14 protein-coding genes and 1 tRNA gene are annotated in these 16137 nt (G+C 63.6%); 8 read left to right on the forward strand and 7 right to left on the reverse strand.

What is annotated here, in order from left to right; translation table 11 throughout:
* Positions 1–88: 88 nt before the first annotated feature.
* On the forward strand, positions 89–553 hold the full coding sequence (gene aroQ / locus AB4068_RS08335) for a type II 3-dehydroquinate dehydratase (RefSeq protein ID WP_059389485.1): 465 nt from the start codon (positions 89–91) through the stop codon (positions 551–553).
* Positions 554–587: 34 nt separating this feature from the next.
* On the opposite strand, the gene AB4068_RS08340 is transcribed toward aroQ, so the two are convergent.
* Positions 588–1772 (reverse strand): MarP family serine protease, encoded by a 1185-nt coding sequence (locus tag AB4068_RS08340; RefSeq protein ID WP_284990337.1) that lies wholly within the window; start codon positions 1770–1772, stop codon positions 588–590.
* A gap of 247 nt (positions 1773–2019) precedes the next feature.
* Here AB4068_RS08340 and AB4068_RS08345 point away from each other — a divergent pair, with 247 nt between their 5' ends.
* Positions 2020–2697, forward strand: coding sequence for a Crp/Fnr family transcriptional regulator (locus AB4068_RS08345; RefSeq protein ID WP_011775987.1), 678 nt, complete (start codon positions 2020–2022; stop codon positions 2695–2697).
* 85 nt (positions 2698–2782) lie between these two features.
* On the opposite strand, the gene AB4068_RS08350 is transcribed toward AB4068_RS08345, so the two are convergent.
* From AB4068_RS08350 to AB4068_RS08360, 3 genes are read right to left on the reverse strand one after another with little or no spacing between them, the layout of a single operon-like run.
* Positions 2783–3694: an NUDIX hydrolase gene (locus AB4068_RS08350; protein ID WP_284990336.1), complete on the reverse strand. Its 912-nt coding sequence runs from the start codon at positions 3692–3694 to the stop codon at positions 2783–2785.
* A gap of 17 nt (positions 3695–3711) precedes the next feature.
* Positions 3712–4248, reverse strand: a complete 537-nt coding sequence (locus tag AB4068_RS08355; protein ID WP_059389482.1) for a RidA family protein — start codon at positions 4246–4248, stop codon at positions 3712–3714.
* Positions 4249–4250: 2 nt separating this feature from the next.
* Positions 4251–4406 (reverse strand): DUF4177 domain-containing protein, encoded by a 156-nt coding sequence (locus AB4068_RS08360; protein ID WP_009359196.1) that lies wholly within the window; start codon positions 4404–4406, stop codon positions 4251–4253.
* Between AB4068_RS08360 and AB4068_RS08365 the strand changes: the two genes are divergently transcribed.
* From AB4068_RS08365 to AB4068_RS08385, 5 genes are all read left to right on the forward strand, one after another.
* On the forward strand, positions 4405–6717 hold the full coding sequence (locus tag AB4068_RS08365) for a transglycosylase domain-containing protein (protein WP_253257446.1): 2313 nt from the start codon (positions 4405–4407) through the stop codon (positions 6715–6717). The two genes, AB4068_RS08360 and AB4068_RS08365, sit on opposite strands and share 2 nt — an antisense overlap.
* Entirely contained in the window at positions 6710–7672 is a 963-nt protein-coding gene (locus AB4068_RS08370; RefSeq protein ID WP_441433130.1) for a metallophosphoesterase, read from the forward strand. Before AB4068_RS08365 ends, AB4068_RS08370 begins: the two co-directional genes overlap by 8 nt.
* 154 nt (positions 7673–7826) lie before the next feature.
* Entirely contained in the window at positions 7827–9656 is a 1830-nt protein-coding gene (locus AB4068_RS08375) for an ABC transporter ATP-binding protein (protein ID WP_307055851.1), read from the forward strand.
* Positions 9653–11470 carry an ABC transporter ATP-binding protein gene (locus tag AB4068_RS08380; RefSeq protein ID WP_441433131.1) on the forward strand — a complete coding sequence of 606 codons (1818 nt, stop codon included), beginning with the start codon at positions 9653–9655 and terminating at the stop codon, positions 11468–11470. Before AB4068_RS08375 ends, AB4068_RS08380 begins: the two co-directional genes overlap by 4 nt.
* 85 nt (positions 11471–11555) lie before the next feature.
* Positions 11556–11632 (forward strand) — tRNA-Pro (locus tag AB4068_RS08385).
* 292 nt (positions 11633–11924) lie between these two features.
* On the opposite strand, the gene AB4068_RS08390 is transcribed toward AB4068_RS08385, so the two are convergent.
* Positions 11925–12188 carry a hypothetical protein gene (locus AB4068_RS08390; protein ID WP_059389476.1) on the reverse strand — a complete coding sequence of 88 codons (264 nt, stop codon included), beginning with the start codon at positions 12186–12188 and terminating at the stop codon, positions 11925–11927.
* A 138-nt stretch (positions 12189–12326) separates the two neighbouring features.
* Here AB4068_RS08390 and AB4068_RS08395 point away from each other — a divergent pair, with 138 nt between their 5' ends.
* Complete coding sequence (locus AB4068_RS08395; RefSeq protein ID WP_284990331.1) at positions 12327–13613, forward strand: helix-turn-helix domain-containing protein; 1287 nt, start codon at positions 12327–12329, stop codon at positions 13611–13613.
* Between the two features lie 175 nt (positions 13614–13788).
* Here AB4068_RS08395 and AB4068_RS08400 read toward each other — a convergent pair whose 3' ends face one another.
* Both AB4068_RS08400 and purD read right to left on the reverse strand, forming a co-directional pair.
* Positions 13789–14724, reverse strand: coding sequence for a phosphoribosylaminoimidazolesuccinocarboxamide synthase (locus AB4068_RS08400; RefSeq protein ID WP_441433132.1), 936 nt, complete (start codon positions 14722–14724; stop codon positions 13789–13791).
* Between the two features lie 3 nt (positions 14725–14727).
* Positions 14728–16038, reverse strand: a complete 1311-nt coding sequence (gene purD / locus AB4068_RS08405) for a phosphoribosylamine--glycine ligase (RefSeq protein ID WP_306959347.1) — start codon at positions 16036–16038, stop codon at positions 14728–14730.
* Between the last annotated feature and the right edge of the window lie 99 nt (positions 16039–16137).

The following is a 16137-nucleotide window of genomic DNA, read 5'->3' on the forward strand; positions in this document are numbered from 1 at the left end:
GCTGTTCGGTGTTTCTTACGCTGCCGCGGCGCAGCCGGGCAGCGTAAGAAACGCCGGACAGGCTCGGCGCACCGATAGATTGGGAGTCATGACTGAAGCTCCCACCGCCACCGAAGCCGGTCGCGGCACCATCCTCGTCCTCAACGGCCCCAACCTGAACCTGCTGGGCACGCGTGAGCCGGAAAAGTACGGCACGTCCACCTTGGCCGACGTCGAACAGCTCGCCATGGCCGCCGCCGAGGCCAACGGCTTCACGGTGGACTGTGTCCAGTCCAACCACGAGGGCGACCTCCTGGACGCCATCCATGGCGCCCGCGGGACCGCCGTCGGGATCGTCATCAACGCTGGTGCTTACACGCACACGTCGGTGGCACTGCGGGACGCGCTCGCGGCAGTGCAGCTTCCCGCCGTCGAAGTCCACATCACCAATGTGCACCAGCGCGAAGAATTCCGGCACCACTCCTACTTGTCCCCGGTGTGCTCCGCGGTGATCGTCGGCGCAGGAGTCCAGGGCTACAAGCTGGCCATCGACTACCTCGCCACCGCGGTCTAGACCCTCGGACTAAGCATGTCCCTTGGTGGGCGGCCTACTTCTTGGTGCACTGGCCCGACGAGACGGCGTCGCTGAGCGATGGTGCTTGCTGTGCCACCGGAGAGAGCTCGTCCATGGTGAGGGCGTAGCCCACCGCCACATCCGAAGTGGTCTTGGCGAAGACAACGCCGGCAACCTGTCCCTGGGTGGTCAGCAGCGGACCGCCCGAGTTGCCCGGTTGCACGTCTCCCGCCAACTTGTAGACCTGCTCCGGGGACGGGTTGTTGCCGTAAATGTCCGGGACCAGCAGGGTCGAGATGCCCTCCACCGCGGCCGGCTTGGACTGGAACGGACCACCATGCGGGTAGCCGGCGAAAGCCGCGGGCGAACCGGCCGGAAGATCCGGGCTCAACTGCAGCGGCGCCGTCGGGAGGCCGTCGACGGCGATGACGGCCAGGTCGCGCTGGCTGTCGAAGTAGACCACGCGACCAGGCAACGCACCGCCGTCGGGGATTTCCACTACAGGTTGCGACACTCCGGCCACCACGTGGGCGTTGGTCACCACGCGGCCAGGGGAGACAACAAAGCCGGAGCCTGTCTGGTTCTGGCCGCACTGGTAGGCCGTCCCGGCAATCTTCAGCACGGAGTGGGCCGCATTGTTGAGTGCGGGAGTGTCGGTGCTCGTGTTCGGAACGGGCACCGGAGTAACGGGGCCGATGCCCTCGATGAGCTGCGGAATGCCGTTGCCCATGACTTTGGAACGCAGTTGCGCCACGCTGGCCTTGACTGGTGTGGGCGTCATGGTGTCGATGAAGCGGATCACCTTGGAATCGGCCAGCTGCTGCGAAACGAAGGGCACGCCCAAGGAACCGATGCTGAAAGCCAACATGGACATCACGAGTGCGGCAACAACCAAACTGACGAAACCACCCAGCACGCGGTCAAGTGCGTGCAAAGGCTGGATGCGCAAGGCTTTGCGGACCCTTTGGCCAATCCAGGTACCCAGACCGTGCCCCAAGACAATGAGGACCACGGCCGAGCCGATAATGGCAGTCAGCCTCCAGCCGCTGTCCTTCACCCACTCGCCGACGAGCGGGACCGCGATAAAGGCCGCGGCTGCTCCTACGGCGAAGCCCGCGATTCCTCCAAGCGTCACGAAGAAGCCGTTGCGCAGTCCGTAGATCAGGTAGGAAAGAAGCGTCAAAATCAACGCCAGGTCCAATATGGTCAAGCCGAACACCAAAGCTCCTCACAGCCGGGTAAGCCCCAATTGTAGTTGCACAGACTGACAGCTTCCCTTCGGAAGCAGGCCGTCGTCCAGATCGCGAAGCCCCTGCCGAGCAGGGCATTCCCGGCCGTTTGAGGCGCGGTTTTGGGCCTCTTCCGCGTGATTTAGGGCGTTTCGGCTGCCAAGTACGTCACAGACGCGACAAAATTCTGAAACAATGGCTGAAGCGCCCCAGCCGAACTTTTACTCAGGAGATTTCATGGATATCGAGGTATTGCGCCGCGCACCCCTCTTCGCCACCCTTGACGACGACGCTTTCCGTCTGCTGACGGACGAACTCACAGAGGTGGACCTTTCACGCGGAGCGTCTGTTTTCCGTGAGGGCGATCAGGGTGACCAGCTCTACTTCATCGTGTCCGGCAAGGTTAAGCTCGGCCGCACCTCTCCGGACGGCCGCGAATCCCTGCTGGCCATCCTCGGCCCGGGCGAGCTCTTCGGCGAAATGGCCTTGTTCGATCCCAGCCCGCGCACCGCGACGGCCACGGCCGTTTCCGAAACGCGTCTGGCAGGCCTGAAGAACGAAAGCCTCAACGCCCTGCTGCGCACCCGCCCCGAGGTGTCCGCACAATTGCTCCAAGCACTTGCCCGCCGCTTGCGCCGCACCAACGATTCCCTGTCCGACCTCGTGTTCTCGGACGTCCCGGGCCGTGTCGCCAAGGCCCTCCTGGACCTCGCGGACCGCTTCGGCCGGCCCGCGACCGACGGCGTCCTGGTGGCCCACGAACTCACGCAGGAGGAACTGGCCCAGCTGGTCGGAGCTTCCCGCGAGACAGTCAACAAGGCCCTCGCCGAGTTCGTACAGCGCGGCTGGCTCCGCCTGGAAGCCCGCGCAGTGGTCATCCTGGACATGCAGCGCCTCCGCCAGCGCTCCCGTTAATTCCTACGACACAGAAAATGCCTGGTGACCCCGGAATTCCGGAGTCACCAGGCATTTTTCGTGTCGCCAGCGGATTTGGGTGTCGTCAGCGTTCCCGCTGCGGCTCCCCTGAAACCGTCCGGGCCGCTTCGACTTCGAGCATGAGCGCGCCATCCTCTTGAACGAGCCGCGGCTGGTACATGTGCGGCTTCCGTTTGTAGCTGAGGTATGCAATGCAACCCTGGGCAGCGGCCATCTTCTCAAGGATGATCTCCGAGCCCGGCACCAGCAATTGGCCCAGTGGCAAGCCAACGGTGTTTTCCTGGCCGATTTCATCCCCAAGCGCAGTGGTCTCGCGCTCGGCCATGAGTTTGGAAACGCACACCCAACGCCCCCAGACACCCTTGCTGGCCAGCAGCGATGGCTGCTGGTTCACGGGAAGAGTGGCGGCGAAGTAGCGGGTATTGAAGCGCCTGTGCGCGAAGTCCGGGCTGAGCCAGTTGACCAGCGGCTTGAGCAAGTCCGTCCGCAGCGACAGGCCGCGCTTGGCCAGGACGTCCGTGAACGACTTGTCCTGGGCCGCCACGGCCTCGCGGGCCTTCATCCACTCGGGAGTGGACGTCGCCTCCACTGTGGAGGACAAGTCGGGGCCGGCCAGCAGCACGCCGGTCTCCTCGAACAGTTCGCGGATGGCGCCCACCACGTGGCGGCGGGCAAGTCCGACGTCGGCGGTCCCCAGCGTCTCTGCCCAATGCTGAGGCGAGGGGCCGAGCCAGCCGAGGGCGTCGTCGTCGGAGGGTTCCAGCGAGCCGCCCGGAAACGCGACAACGCCCAAAGGCGAGGAACCGGGACGGTAACCCATCCACGTTTCCAGGCCGGTCGGCGAATCGCGGAGCAGGACAACAGATGATGCAAAACGCGCGGCGCGGGGGGCCCGTTCGCCGAGCTCAAGCCAATTCCGTGCAGCCCCTTCAAGTTCAGGGGGTAACGCAAACAAGCGTCGGGCTAGTTGTGGCAATGGAGTGAACCGGTTCCTTAGCTGAATTCAGCGATCAACTCGACCTCGACGGGAGAGTCGAGCGGAAGGACTGCAACGCCGACGGCGGAACGCGCGTGCTGCCCTTTGTCGCCGAAGACACGCCCGAGGAGCTCGGATGCACCATTGATGACACCGGGCTGGCCGGTGAAGGAGGTATCGGAGGCCACGAAGCCGACGACCTTCACGATGCGCGTGATGCGGTCGAGGTCCCCGATGACACTCTTGACGGCGGCCAAGGCGTTGACGGCGCAGACAGCTGCATACCTCTGCGCGTCTTCCGGAGACACCGTGGGCTCGTCCGAAAGGCCCTCTTCACCGCTGGAGACTTTGCCCGTAGCTTCGAGTTTGCCGTTAATGAAGGGCAGCTGTCCGGAGGTGTAGACGTGGTTGCCGGAGACGATGGCCGGAACATAGGCGGCCACCGGAGCTGCGACGGCCGGAAGGGTCAGTCCCAGTTCTGCAAGGCGCTGCTCGACGGCGGATGCCGGAGCCGTGGAATCCGCGCCAACTGTGGCTTCTGCGGGGGTTGTCATTGTTACTGCTTCTCCCTCTTCAAGTATGCAACAAGTCCGTTTCCGTCGGGTCCGGGAACAACCTGGACGAGCTCCCAGCCGTCCTCTCCCCACTGGTCCAGAATCTGTTTCGTAGCGTGAATGATGAGCGGAATCGTCGCGTACTCCCATTTGGTCATGAAAGAAAGACTAGCCCTTGCCGGTAAAGTGGTGAACATGGTGACTCGTAGGAACCCTCTATTCGACACTGCCACCACTCTTGGAAAGATCCTCGGATTCCTCGGTGTGAGCGCTATTTGTGGTGTCCTGGTGGCGGGCTTGCTCGTTCCCGCGGCCGCCGTTTCGGGCAGTGCGGCGAGTGGGTCCATTCAGTTCTTCGACACGCTGCCGGCGGAGCTTCAGGTGAACCCGCCCAGCCAGGCGACCACCATCCTGGCCGCGGACGGCAGTCAGATCGCCTCGATCTACTCCGAGAACCGCACGCGGGTCTCGCTCGACCAGATGAGCCCTTTCATCAAGGATGCGATCGTCTCGGTTGAGGACAGCCGCTTCTATGAGCACGGCGGCATTGACGCCACCGGCATCATGCGCGCCATCGTGAGCACGGCGCGCGGGCAAAAACAGGGCGCTTCCACCATCACCCAGCAGTACGTGAACAACGTCATTAATGAGTCGCTCGTGTCCCAGAACAAGGGTGCCGACGTCAAGCTCAATGGCGTGAACAAAGGCGTGGGCGACAAACTTCGCGAAATGAAGCTGTCCATCGCTTTGGAGAAGAAGTTCTCCAAGCAGCAGATCCTCGAGGGTTACCTCAACATCGTCTTCTTCAACAAGGACGCCTACGGCATCGAGGCCGCCTCAAGGCTCTTCTTCAGCACCAGCGCCAAGGACCTCACCTTGCCGCAAGCCGCCTTGCTGGCCGGCGTCGTCAACAGCCCGTCCTACTACGACCCGGTGACGAACCCGGACCACGCGAAGCAGCGTCGCGACCTGGTGCTCGGCCTCATGCTGGACCAGGGAAAGATCAAGAAGGCCGACTACGACGCCGCCATCGCGACGCCGGTGACCACCAAGGTGACGCAACCTCGCCAAGGCTGCCCCTACTCCGCCACTGCCGCGTACTTCTGCGACTACGTACTGCACCTGCTCTACAACAACCCGGCCTACGGCGCGACGATCGACGATCGCGTCAACCGCGTCTCGCGGGGTGGCCTGACCATCCAGACCACACTGGACCCGAAGGCGCAGGCCGTGGCCCAGGCCCAGGTAGATGCTTCCGCCGGCGCTAACCCGGACAAATGGGGCGCTTCCTTGGTGTCGGTCCAGCCGGGCACCGGCAAGATCATCTCGATGGCCCAAAATACCGTCTGGCTGCCGGCCGACGGGAAGTTCCAGGCCGAGCAGAACTTCAACGTAGACAAACTGGATGCCAACGGCAATGACCTCAACGGACTGGGCGGATTCCAGCCCGGTTCAACCATGAAGCCCTTCACTTTTGCCGAATGGTTGAACGAGGGCAAGTCGATGAATACGGTGCTGGATGGCACCGTCCGGCGGTATCCCCAGAATTTCCCGTGGAAGAACACTTGCCCGACTCCGACGGTCGGCTGGTATGACAGCACCAATGGCACCCATGACCTCCAGAACGCCGAGGGTGGATATTACAAGCCCATGACAGTGGTGGATGGTTTGGCCAACTCCATCAACACCATGACATTTGCCACGGCTGCAAGGGTTGACCTGTGTGGCATCCAGAAGATCGTCGATGCTGTTGGCATCCACGGCGGCCTGCCGGACGCCAGCAATCCCAACCCGAAGGTTCCCATGACAACGTTGGGCAACCTGATTGGTTCCACCCAGACCGCGCCACTGACCATGGCCAGCGCCTTCGCCACCTTTGCCAACAATGGCACGTACTGCGAGCCGATCGCCATCACCTCGGTAACCGACCAGACGGGCGCCAAGCTGCCGGCCCAGTCCACGAGCTGCAGGAGCGCGGTCACCCCCGAGGTCGCTCATGGTGTTGCCTACGCCATGCAAGAGGTTCTGAATAAGGGCTCCGGCTCGCTGATCCAGCCTCGAATCTCCACCAAGACCAACTTCCCCATCGCGGGCAAGACCGGAACCAACGACTCCAATGGTTCCACCTGGGTTGCCGGCTACACTTCCGGCCTCGCAACGGCCACGTGGTTCGGCGATCCGTTGGGCAGCCAGAACCGAGCGGGTCAGAACGTCACCATCAATGGCAAGTTCTACCAGGGCATTGACGGTTACATGATCGCTGGTCCGCAGTTCGCCAACTACATGCTCCAGGTCGCTCCCACTTATGGAACCAACCCGTTCCCGGCTCCGCCGTCGAACCTGCTCGACCCGCCCGGGTTCAAGCCTTCGACGCCTAGCACCACCACTCCGGGCAACACTTCTCCGAGCACCCAGCCGAGCAGCAACGGGAACGGCAATGGAAATGGCAACGGAAAGAACAATGGCTAGCGGCTCCAAGCCCGTCATTGAATCGCTGGCAAGCCGCGTCCGAAGCGTCGGACGCGGCTTTGCCGTCGCTGCGGGTGCGGGCGCAACCGCTGGCGTGGCAGGCTTCGCCTATGGCCTCTGGGAAAAGAACCAGTTCGTACTCCGCGAGGAGACCGTGCCCATCCTCCCTGAAGGCTCGGCTCCCGTCCGGGTGCTGCACATAAGCGACATCCATTTCGTGCCAAGCCAACGCAAGAAGGCCGAATGGCTGCGTTCTCTCGCCGCGCTTGAGCCGGACCTTGTGGTGAACACGGGCGACAATCTCAGCCACCCCCACGCCGTCGTTCCGCTGTTGGATGCGTTGCGGCCACTCTTGAAGTTCCCCGGCGTCTTCGTTCCAGGCTCCAACGACTACTACGCCCCTCGGTTCAAGAACCCAGCCACATATTTCCTCGGCCCGTCCCGCGTCAAGGACAATCCGGTCGAGCTCGATTGGCCGCGCCTGCGCTCAGGATTCGGGATGTCGGGCTGGATCGACCTCACCAACAGGCACCAGTCCTTGCCCATCAACGGAATCCGCTTCGATTTCTCCGGAGTGGATGACCCCCATCTCAATCGGGAGCGCTACACCGGCTGGCCACGCGGCACCGTGGGACAGGACTCCCGCCCGCACCTGCGCGTAGCCGTTATCCACGCCCCCTACCAACGGGTCCTGGATCACTTCACGAACGACGCCGCGGACCTCATCCTCGCCGGACACACCCACGGCGGCCAGATCTGCATCCCCGGCTACGGCGCCCTGGTTGCCAATTGCGATCTCCCCACGTGGCGCGCCAAAGGCCTGCATAAGTGGGAGAACAACGGACGCGCGACGCCGGTCAACGTCTCGGGCGGCATCGGCACCTCGCGCTTCGCCCCGGTCCGGATCGCGTGCAAGCCGGAAGCAGTGCTGCTGACGCTGACGCCCCGTCAATAACCAGCGCCACCAGTTCCGAATACCTCGTATCACGCAACGCAATGGTGCTGTGAATCCTGTTACGCGATGGCATAGGGTAGTTGCTATAGGAAACTACCTCCGTGCGTCGTACGAAAACCCAGGAACGCCGGGACAAAGCTGTTGAGAAGCGGGCATGGCCAAACAGACTTCATTCTTTACCTCCGTCAAACGTCTCTATCCGCACGTTAAACCGATCCTCCCCCGGCTTTTCATGGGGTTGGTCAGCGCGTTGCTGGCCAGCATCATGGCGCTTGCCATCCCCCAGGTGCTGCGGGTCCTGATCAACGGCTCCCTCCACCCTGGTGGTCCTACCGACGCTGTCTGGATTTCCGCCGTCGTGGTTCTGGCACTCGGCATCGCCGAAGCCGGGCTTGTGGCGCTGCGGCGCCAGTTCGTCATCAATCCCGCCACCACGGTGGAATCGAGGATGCGGGTTTCCCTCTACGGGCACCTGCAGGACCTCACCGTTTCCTTCCACGACCGTTGGGGGTCAGGGCAACTCCTGTCCCGGGCGATGACGGACTTGAACTTCCTGCGGCGTTGGATGGCGTTCGGCGCGATCATGCTGGTGGTGACCACTTTGACCGTGGTGATCGGCGTCGCGGTGATGTTCGCGATGAGCTGGCAGCTGGCTTTGATCTTCCTGGCCGCCGCGGTGCCCATCATGGTCTATTCCTTCCGCTTCCGCCGCCGCTTCAGCCTGGTGACCCGGCTCAGCCAGGACCAGGCCGGCGACCTCGCCACCACGGTCGAGGAGTCCGTTCACGGCATCCGTGTGCTCAAGGCGTTCGGCCGCAGCCGCGAAGCACTGGAGAACTTCAATGAACAGGCCGAGGAGCTGAGGCAGACCGAGATCGCAAAGGCCAAGCACCAAGCCACCTTCACGCTGGTGGTGACACTGCTGCCCGAGCTGGCGCTCGGCGTCGGGCTGGTGGCGGGCGTCCTGCTCGTCTCCATGGGCCAACTCAGCATCGGTTCCTTGGTTGCCTTCTTCGGCACCGCAGCGGTGGTCGCGGCACCGGTGGAATTCTCGGGGACCCTCCTGGCCATGGCATTGACCGCCAAGACCGCCCTCGATCGCCACTTCGAGGTCATGGACACGCCCAACACCATCACCAGTCCGGCGAACCCCAGGACACCCAAGGAACTGCGCGGGGCCTTGAGCTTCAAGGCCGCCGGTTTCGGTTTCGACGACGGCGCCCGGCTCCTGCACGACGTGACCCTGGACATCAGGCCCGGCGAAACCATGGCGCTTGTGGGCATTACCGGTAGCGGAAAGAGCGCCTTGCTCCAGCTGGTTCCCCGGCTCTATGACGTGAGCGAAGGATCCGTGACCATCGACGGCGTCGACGTCCGAGACTTCAGCGTCGAGCAGCTGAGGACCGTGGTGGCGGTCGCCTTCGAGGACACCACCCTGTTCTCCAGCTCGGTCCGGGACAACGTGCTGCTCGGCGCGCCCGACGCTTCCGAGGAAGCCCTTGAGGAAGCGCTCGACGTCGCGCAGGCGCACTTCGCGTATTCGCTGCCCGACGGCGTCGGGACCCTTATCGGCGAGGAAGGCCTGAGCCTTTCCGGTGGCCAGCGGCAGCGGATCGCGCTCGCCCGGGCCATCGCGGCGAAGCCCAAGGTCCTCGTGCTGGATGATCCCCTGTCGGCCCTGGACGTGAACACGGAGGAACTCGTCGAAGCCAGGCTCCGCGAAGTCCTCCGGGACACCACCACGCTCATCGTCGCGCACAGGCCCTCCACCGTTGCCCTCGCCGACCGCGTGGCGCTGCTCGAAAACGGAAGCATCACCGCCGTCGGGACCCATACGGAACTGTTGGCCAACAACGCCCACTACCGCTACGTGATCGCGAGCCTCGACTCCGGGCCGAAGGACCTCGACCTCGAACTCGACGAACTAGAACACGAGCTGGATTCGGAACAGCACATGGACCAAGCCGGGGAGGGCCGCCGATGAGCACGTTCGGAACCGCCAATGAAGACAACGCCCACCTGAGCCGCAGCGACAGCAAAGCAGTACGACGGCGGTCGGTCGCCTTGCTGGGATCGCTCATCCGCCCGGTGCGGTTGCGGTTCTGGCTGACGCTGGCCATGGTGGTGCTCTCGCAGGCCACACGGGTGGCCGGGCCGGCGATCATCGCTTTCGGCATCGACCACGCACTGCCCTCGCTGCTCGCCGGAAACAACATGCCCGTGGTCCTGGCCGGTGTCCTGTACCTGACAGCGGCCGTCGCAACGGCGATTTTGACCGCCCTCTACGTCACTTCCACGGCGAAGCTGAGCCAGTCAATGCTCCTCGACCTGCGGCTGAGGGTCTTCCGGCACACCCAACGGCTCAGCCTGGAGTTCCACGAGAAGTACACCTCGGGCCGGATCATCGCGCGCCAGACTTCGGACCTGGAGGCGTTGCGTGAACTGCTCGATTCGGGCGTCAGCTCGCTGGCTTCCGGGATCCTGTTCATGCTTTTCACGGCATTTACGGTGTTTGCCCTCGACTGGCGCAGCGGGCTACTCATGCTCGCCACGGGCGTGCCTGCGTACTTCCTGGCCCGCTGGTACCAGAAACACTCGCAGATCGCCTTCCGCGAATCGCGGGTGGTGTCCGCCAGGCTGATTGTGCATTTCGTGGAGACCATGACCGGCATCCGGGCCATCAAGGCATTCCGCAAGGAGCCGGAGAACGCCCAGCGCTATGCCGAACTCTCCGAGGACTACCGTAAAGTCACCGTCCGCTCCATCAACCTCAACGGTGTCTTCCAACCGGGACTGGTCCTCATCGGCAACGTGTGCGTCGCGGTGGTCCTGCTGTTCGGCGGCTTCCGGGTACTCTCGGGAGAGCTGGCGGTAGGCGTGCTGCTGGCACTGATCCTTTCAACGAAGCGCTTCTTCCAGCCCGTGGACCAGATGGCCATGTTCTACAACTCCTTCCAGAGCGCCCAGGCCGCGCTCGAGAAGGTGTCCGGCCTGCTCGAAGAAGTTCCTACTGTCCGGCCACCCAAGAACCCCGTGCCATTGCCCCATGCGCGCGGCGAAATCGACTTCCGCGGCGTGGAGTTCGGCTACGGCAACGGCAAGGTAGTGGTCCCCAAGCTGGACCTTCACATTCCCGCCGGACAGACCATAGCCCTCGTTGGACAGACCGGCGCCGGCAAATCGACCTTTGCCAAGCTGATCGCCCGCTTCTACGACGTCACCGAAGGATCCTTGACCCTCGACGGCGTCGACCTCCGGGAGCTTTCGACGGCGGACCTGCGGCGCGCCGTCGTGATGGTCACCCAGGAAGCCTTCCTCTTTAGCGGCTCCGTGGCGGACAACATCGCCCTGGGGCGGCCCGAGGCTACGCGCGAGGAGATCGAAACCGCGGCGAAGGCCGTTGGCGCGCACGACTTCATCTCCGCGTTGCCTGACGGTTACGACACCGACGTCAACAAGCGTGGCGGCCGGGTCTCCGCCGGGCAACGGCAGCTGATCGGCTTTGCCCGGGCCTTCATTGCGGCCCCGGCAGTACTGATCCTGGACGAGGCGACATCTTCGCTTGATATCCCCTCGGAACGACTGGTGCAGGCCGGCCTGGGCAGCCTGTTGTCCGGTGCGGACTCCGAACGGACCGCGATCATCATCGCCCACCGGCTCTCTACTGTTGAGACAGCGGACCGGGTGCTGGTGGTGCACGAGGGACGCATCGTCGAAGACGGCACGCCGGCCGCGCTCATCGGCGGAGGAGGGCGTTTCGCCCGCTTGCACGGCGCCTGGAAGGACTCGCTGGTCTGAGCCAGTGGTTCCGCAGGCGGGCGTCCTTCGATTTCGCATCCGGGGAGGGATCGGCTATTCTTGAACAGTTGCTTTCGCAGCGGATCGGGATGTAGCGCAGCTTGGTAGCGCGCTTCGTTCGGGACGAAGAGGTCGCAGGTTCAAATCCTGTCATCCCGACCAATTGGTAGAAGACCTTCCACTCGGAAGGTCTTCTACGTTATTTAACGAGCTTTTCGGCAGCCAGGGAAAACCCGGAAACATTCCCCTGACCGGTTTTCTCGCTCGCCCCTGAGGTTTAGAGACAAGTGTTGTTAACAACCCGACACAAAGACTCGGGGCATATCACGGTCCACGCGGATCTTCGAGCAAAAGAAATCCCCGGTGTGTCGATTTCAGACTACCGGGGACTTCTTCACTTCATTTGAATTATCCAGCGGCCACCGGGATCCCGGGTGCCGCCGTCGAGCCTCAGCTACACAGGATCGGGCCAGTTACCGATTGCCTGCGACACCCTCATCGGATCGGGCCAGTTACCAATAGCCTGCGAGACCACACCCATCGGATCGGGCCAGTTGCCGATAGCCTGCGACACCCTCATCGGATCAGGCCAGTTACCAATGCTGAGCACCGTGCTGACGGTGTCTGCCACAGGGGCTGCGGAAACGACGGCTGGCGCCGCGGCGGAGAATGCAAGAGCGCCGGCCAAGGCCACTGCTGCAGCAATCTTCTTCAACATAATTTTTCCTCAATGCGAGTCGGATTCGTTACGGAAATTTCGCGGTCCCTGTTGACATTCATTGTAAAATGTTTTCCACAGCGACTGTCAAGCTTTAGGCGTAAAGACAGCGCAAAGACAAGCCTCTAGGAGGAACCTGTGGGGAACGGATTCGGAGAAAAGCTCCGTGCCGAACGGCTCGAACGTGGGCTGACCCAGGCTGAATTGGGCAGGGATCTTTACTCACCCAGCTACATTTCACTTCTTGAAACCGGCCGGCGGGAGCCCACGGCCGAAGTCATTGAAGAACTCGCCCGCCGTCTGGAGCTGGCACCGAAAGCCTTGGAAGCCTGGAGCCAACCCGTATCCGTCAGTGACGCCGAATACGTGCTCGCAGGGCTGTACGCCAGGCAAGCGTGGGACCTCAGGGACTACCCGCTTGCCGCAAGCCACGCATCAACCGCCGCCCAGATCGCGCTCGAGGCAAAGAACACCAGCGCCTGGTGGAACATGACCTACATGCAGGCCGAATGCCTCATGAAGCAGGGCCAGTTGAAGGAATGCCAGCAGATCATCCAGCATCTCCTGGAGCATCCCATGGCTACCGAATCTGCGGGCCTGGGCGTCCGCGCCCGCCAGATGCTTGCCGCCGTCTGCCACGGACAAGGGCAGCTGTCCACCGCCGTCGAGCACGCCAAGGAAGCCGTGAGGCTTTCCGAGCAGCTGCCCAAAGGCTCAACCCTGATCATCGGGGCGCACCGCGCCCTGATCGGTGCATTGGCCGAGAGTGGCAGGTTGGACGAGGCCTGGACGTATTGCCAGGCCATGAACAACCAGATGGACGATCATTCGATGTCGCAGCTCGCAGGCGAAGTGGCCTGGGTGGTGGGAAACGTAGCTTTCATGCGCCACGACTACGTTGAAGGCATCAAGCATCACGAGCGCGCCGCCAAGCTGCTCTCCCCCGCCAACGACATTGAGCTGTGGGCCCGTTTCAACAAGGCGTCGGCGGCTGTCCGGCTCTCCTCGGGAATCGTGGAGCCGGAGACGCTCTCGGCCATCGAACGCGCTGAACTCGCCCTGTCGATTGTGGGCGGAAACAAGACGGACCAGTTGGAAGTTGCCTTTATCCGCGCCCGCTGGCTCTACCTGACGGGCGACATCCCGGCAGCCATCACCAAGTTGCGCGAAATCCACGCGGACCGCGATGTCCTCGCCCGGCACACCGCAGGCGAAGTCGCGTTCCTCCTCGGCAAGGCCCTCAAGGCAGCCGGTGAAAACACGGACGCACTGGTCCATCTCGAAGAGGCCCAACGCGATTTCACCGCCGCGGGTGCAGCCGACCGCGTCCAGCAGGCCATGGACTCCGTACTCGAGATCCGGCTGGCGGAACGCCGGGCGGCGTCGGGCCATGCCGGCGGCGCGCAGTCTTCCCGCGCAAGCTAGCGAACCCAACTAACTAACAGGTGTTGTCGTTTAGACGCGTCTAAACGACAACAACTGCGGGGGCCCACGCCGCCAGGGTTCCCTGGCCGTGGGGCCACACCGGCGAGGGCCCCGGCCTGAGCTTGCGAAGGCTGGGAGCCGGTGGGGACTTGCGAGGCGAGGGTGGCGGTGGGGATCAGACGAAAGTCCGGCCGGTCAGCTTCTCGTAGGCCTCCACATAGCGGGCACGAGTCTTCTCGACGACGTCGGCCGGCAGCGCGGGCGGCGGGGTGTCACTCGAGCGGTCCCAGCCCGATTCCGCAGAGGTCAGCCAGTCACGAACAAACTGCTTATCGAACGATGGCTGCGCCTTGCCCGGCGCGTACGTTTCAACGTCCCAGAAACGCGAGGAATCCGGAGTCAGGACCTCATCGCCCAGGGTGATGACACCCGTATTGACGTCGATGCCGAACTCAACCTTCGTGTCGGCCAGGATGATGCCGCGGCCCCGGGCGATCTCTTCCGCACGGGTGTAGATCTTCAACGTGAGTTCGCTCAGGCGTGCGGCGATATCGTCGCCCACCATCGCGACGACGTCGTCGTATGTGATGTTCTCGTCGTGTTCGCCGACTTCAGCCTTGGCAGAAGGCGTGAAGATCGCGTGCCCCAAGCGCGAGCCGTCAACCAGGCCTGCGGGCAAGGGGATGTCGCAGACGGTGCCCGATTGGCGGTACTCGGCCAGGCCGGAACCCGTGAGATACCCGCGGGCGATGCATTCCACGGGGAACATCTCCAGCCGCTTGCAGATCATCGCGCGGCCCTCAACTTCCGCGGGCACACCCTCGGCGGCTGTGGACGCAAGGACGTGGTGCTCCACGCCAAGCTGCTCGAACCACCACAAACTCAGCTGCGTGAGGACCCGGCCCTTGTCCGGGATCTCGCTGCTCAAGACGTGGTCGTAGGCGCTGATGCGGTCGCTGGCCACCACCAGGACGCGGTCCTGGCCCGACTCGGCCCCGCTGGAATTATCCGCAGGAACGTAGAGGTCGCGGACCTTGCCCGAATAGAAGTGCTTCCATCCCGGCAGGTCGAGGGTTTCGGTCTGCAGGCCGTTTGCGTTGCTTTCGGGCATGGTTCAGGCCTTCACATTCGGGATGGAGCCGGTGGCCGGGGAGACCACGTGGATCTCGCCACGGGCTGCCTTGCCGGCGATATCGGTTCGGAACTGTCCGCCGTCGAGCTGGACCAGCTCCACGCCGTCGTAAGCCCGCTCGCGCGCCTCCACGAGGTCCGTTCCCAGCGCGACAACAGCCAGTACGCGGCCGCCGGCGGAGACAATCCGGCCTTCTTCGTCCAGTTTGGTACCGGCGTGGATGACGTGGACGCCTTCCAGCGCGTCCACCTTGTTCAAGCCGCGGATGCGGTCTCCCGTGCGGGGGGTGTCCGGGTAGTTTTCGGCGGCGACGACGACGGCGACGGCCGACTCCTTCGACCAGCGCAGCTCTTCGGCCTGGTCCAGTTCGCCCTTGGCGGCTGCCAACAGGAGTGCGCCGAGCGGGGTCTTGAGCCGGGCCAGGACCGCTTGCGTTTCAGGATCGCCGAAGCGGACGTTGAATTCGATGACGCGCGTCCCGCGGGAAGTCAGTGCCAGGCCGCAGTAAAGGACGCCGACGAACGGAGTTCCGCGGCTGGCCATCTCGTCCACGGTGGGCTGCGCAACGCGGTCGATGACTTCCTGGACCAGGCCAACAGGTGCCCAGTCGAGGGGGGTGTAGGCGCCCATGCCGCCGGTGTTGGGCCCTTCGTCATTATCGAAAATCCGCTTGAAGTCCTGTGCCGGGGACAGCGGCACGGTGGTGCGGCCGTCGCAGAGCACGAACAGGGAGACTTCGGGTCCGTCCAGGAACTCCTCGATCACCACGGTTCCGCCAGCGTCGAAACAAGCCTGCGCGTGGGCGAGAGCTTCCTCGCGGTCATTGGTGACCACGACGCCCTTGCCGGCGGCCAGTCCGTCATCCTTGACCACATGCGGAGCGCCGAAAGTGTCCAGTGCGTCAGCAGCCTCTGCGGCGTTTGTTGCCACGCGGGCCATGGCGGTGGGCACGCCGGCCTCGGCCATGACTTCCTTGGCGAACGCTTTGGAGGCTTCGAGCTGCGCCGCGGCCTTGCTGGGGCCGAAGACCGGAATGCCGGTTTCGCGGACGGCGTCGGATACGCCCGCCGCGAGTGGGGCTTCGGGGCCGACCACAACCAGGTCAACCGCAAGCTTTGTCGCAAGCGCTGCGACGGCGCCGGGGTTGTTCCCGTCGATCGCGTACGTGGGGACCAGCTTGGCGATGCCGGCGTTTCCCGGAGCCGCGTGGACCTCGGAAACGTTGGGATCCTTGAGCAAGGAGCGGACAATTGCGTGTTCGCGGCCGCCGGGGCCAATGACGAGTACCTTCACAGTCTTCAAGGGTACTTTGTGCGGGGGCAGGACTCCTAAGCTGTCTCCACCATTGGACATGCGCACCTTTGAGCATGAGCCAGAAGGGAGCATGTCCAC

Origin of the sequence: Arthrobacter sp. 2RAF22, from assembly GCF_052115325.1 — a bacterium.
Lineage (GTDB): Bacteria > Actinomycetota > Actinomycetes > Actinomycetales > Micrococcaceae > Arthrobacter.

Bases quoted from the DNA above. Each gene is read 5' to 3' on its own strand.
- aroQ (WP_059389485.1), top strand. From the start codon at position 89: ATGACTGAAGCTCCCACCGCCACCGAAGCCGGTCGCGGCACCATCCTC.
- AB4068_RS08345 (WP_011775987.1), top strand. From the start codon at position 2,020: ATGGATATCGAGGTATTGCGCCGCGCACCCCTCTTCGCCACCCTTGAC.
- AB4068_RS08355 (WP_059389482.1), bottom strand. From the start codon at position 4,248: ATGACAACCCCCGCAGAAGCCACAGTTGGCGCGGATTCCACGGCTCCG.
- AB4068_RS08365 (WP_253257446.1), top strand. From the start codon at position 4,405: ATGAAAGAAAGACTAGCCCTTGCCGGTAAAGTGGTGAACATGGTGACT.
- AB4068_RS08360 (WP_009359196.1), bottom strand. From the start codon at position 4,406: ATGACCAAATGGGAGTACGCGACGATTCCGCTCATCATTCACGCTACG.
- AB4068_RS08370 (WP_441433130.1), top strand. From the start codon at position 6,710: ATGGCTAGCGGCTCCAAGCCCGTCATTGAATCGCTGGCAAGCCGCGTC.
- AB4068_RS08375 (WP_307055851.1), top strand. From the start codon at position 7,827: ATGGCCAAACAGACTTCATTCTTTACCTCCGTCAAACGTCTCTATCCG.
- AB4068_RS08380 (WP_441433131.1), top strand. From the start codon at position 9,653: ATGAGCACGTTCGGAACCGCCAATGAAGACAACGCCCACCTGAGCCGC.
- AB4068_RS08390 (WP_059389476.1), bottom strand. From the start codon at position 12,188: ATGTTGAAGAAGATTGCTGCAGCAGTGGCCTTGGCCGGCGCTCTTGCA.
- AB4068_RS08400 (WP_441433132.1), bottom strand. From the start codon at position 14,724: ATGCCCGAAAGCAACGCAAACGGCCTGCAGACCGAAACCCTCGACCTG.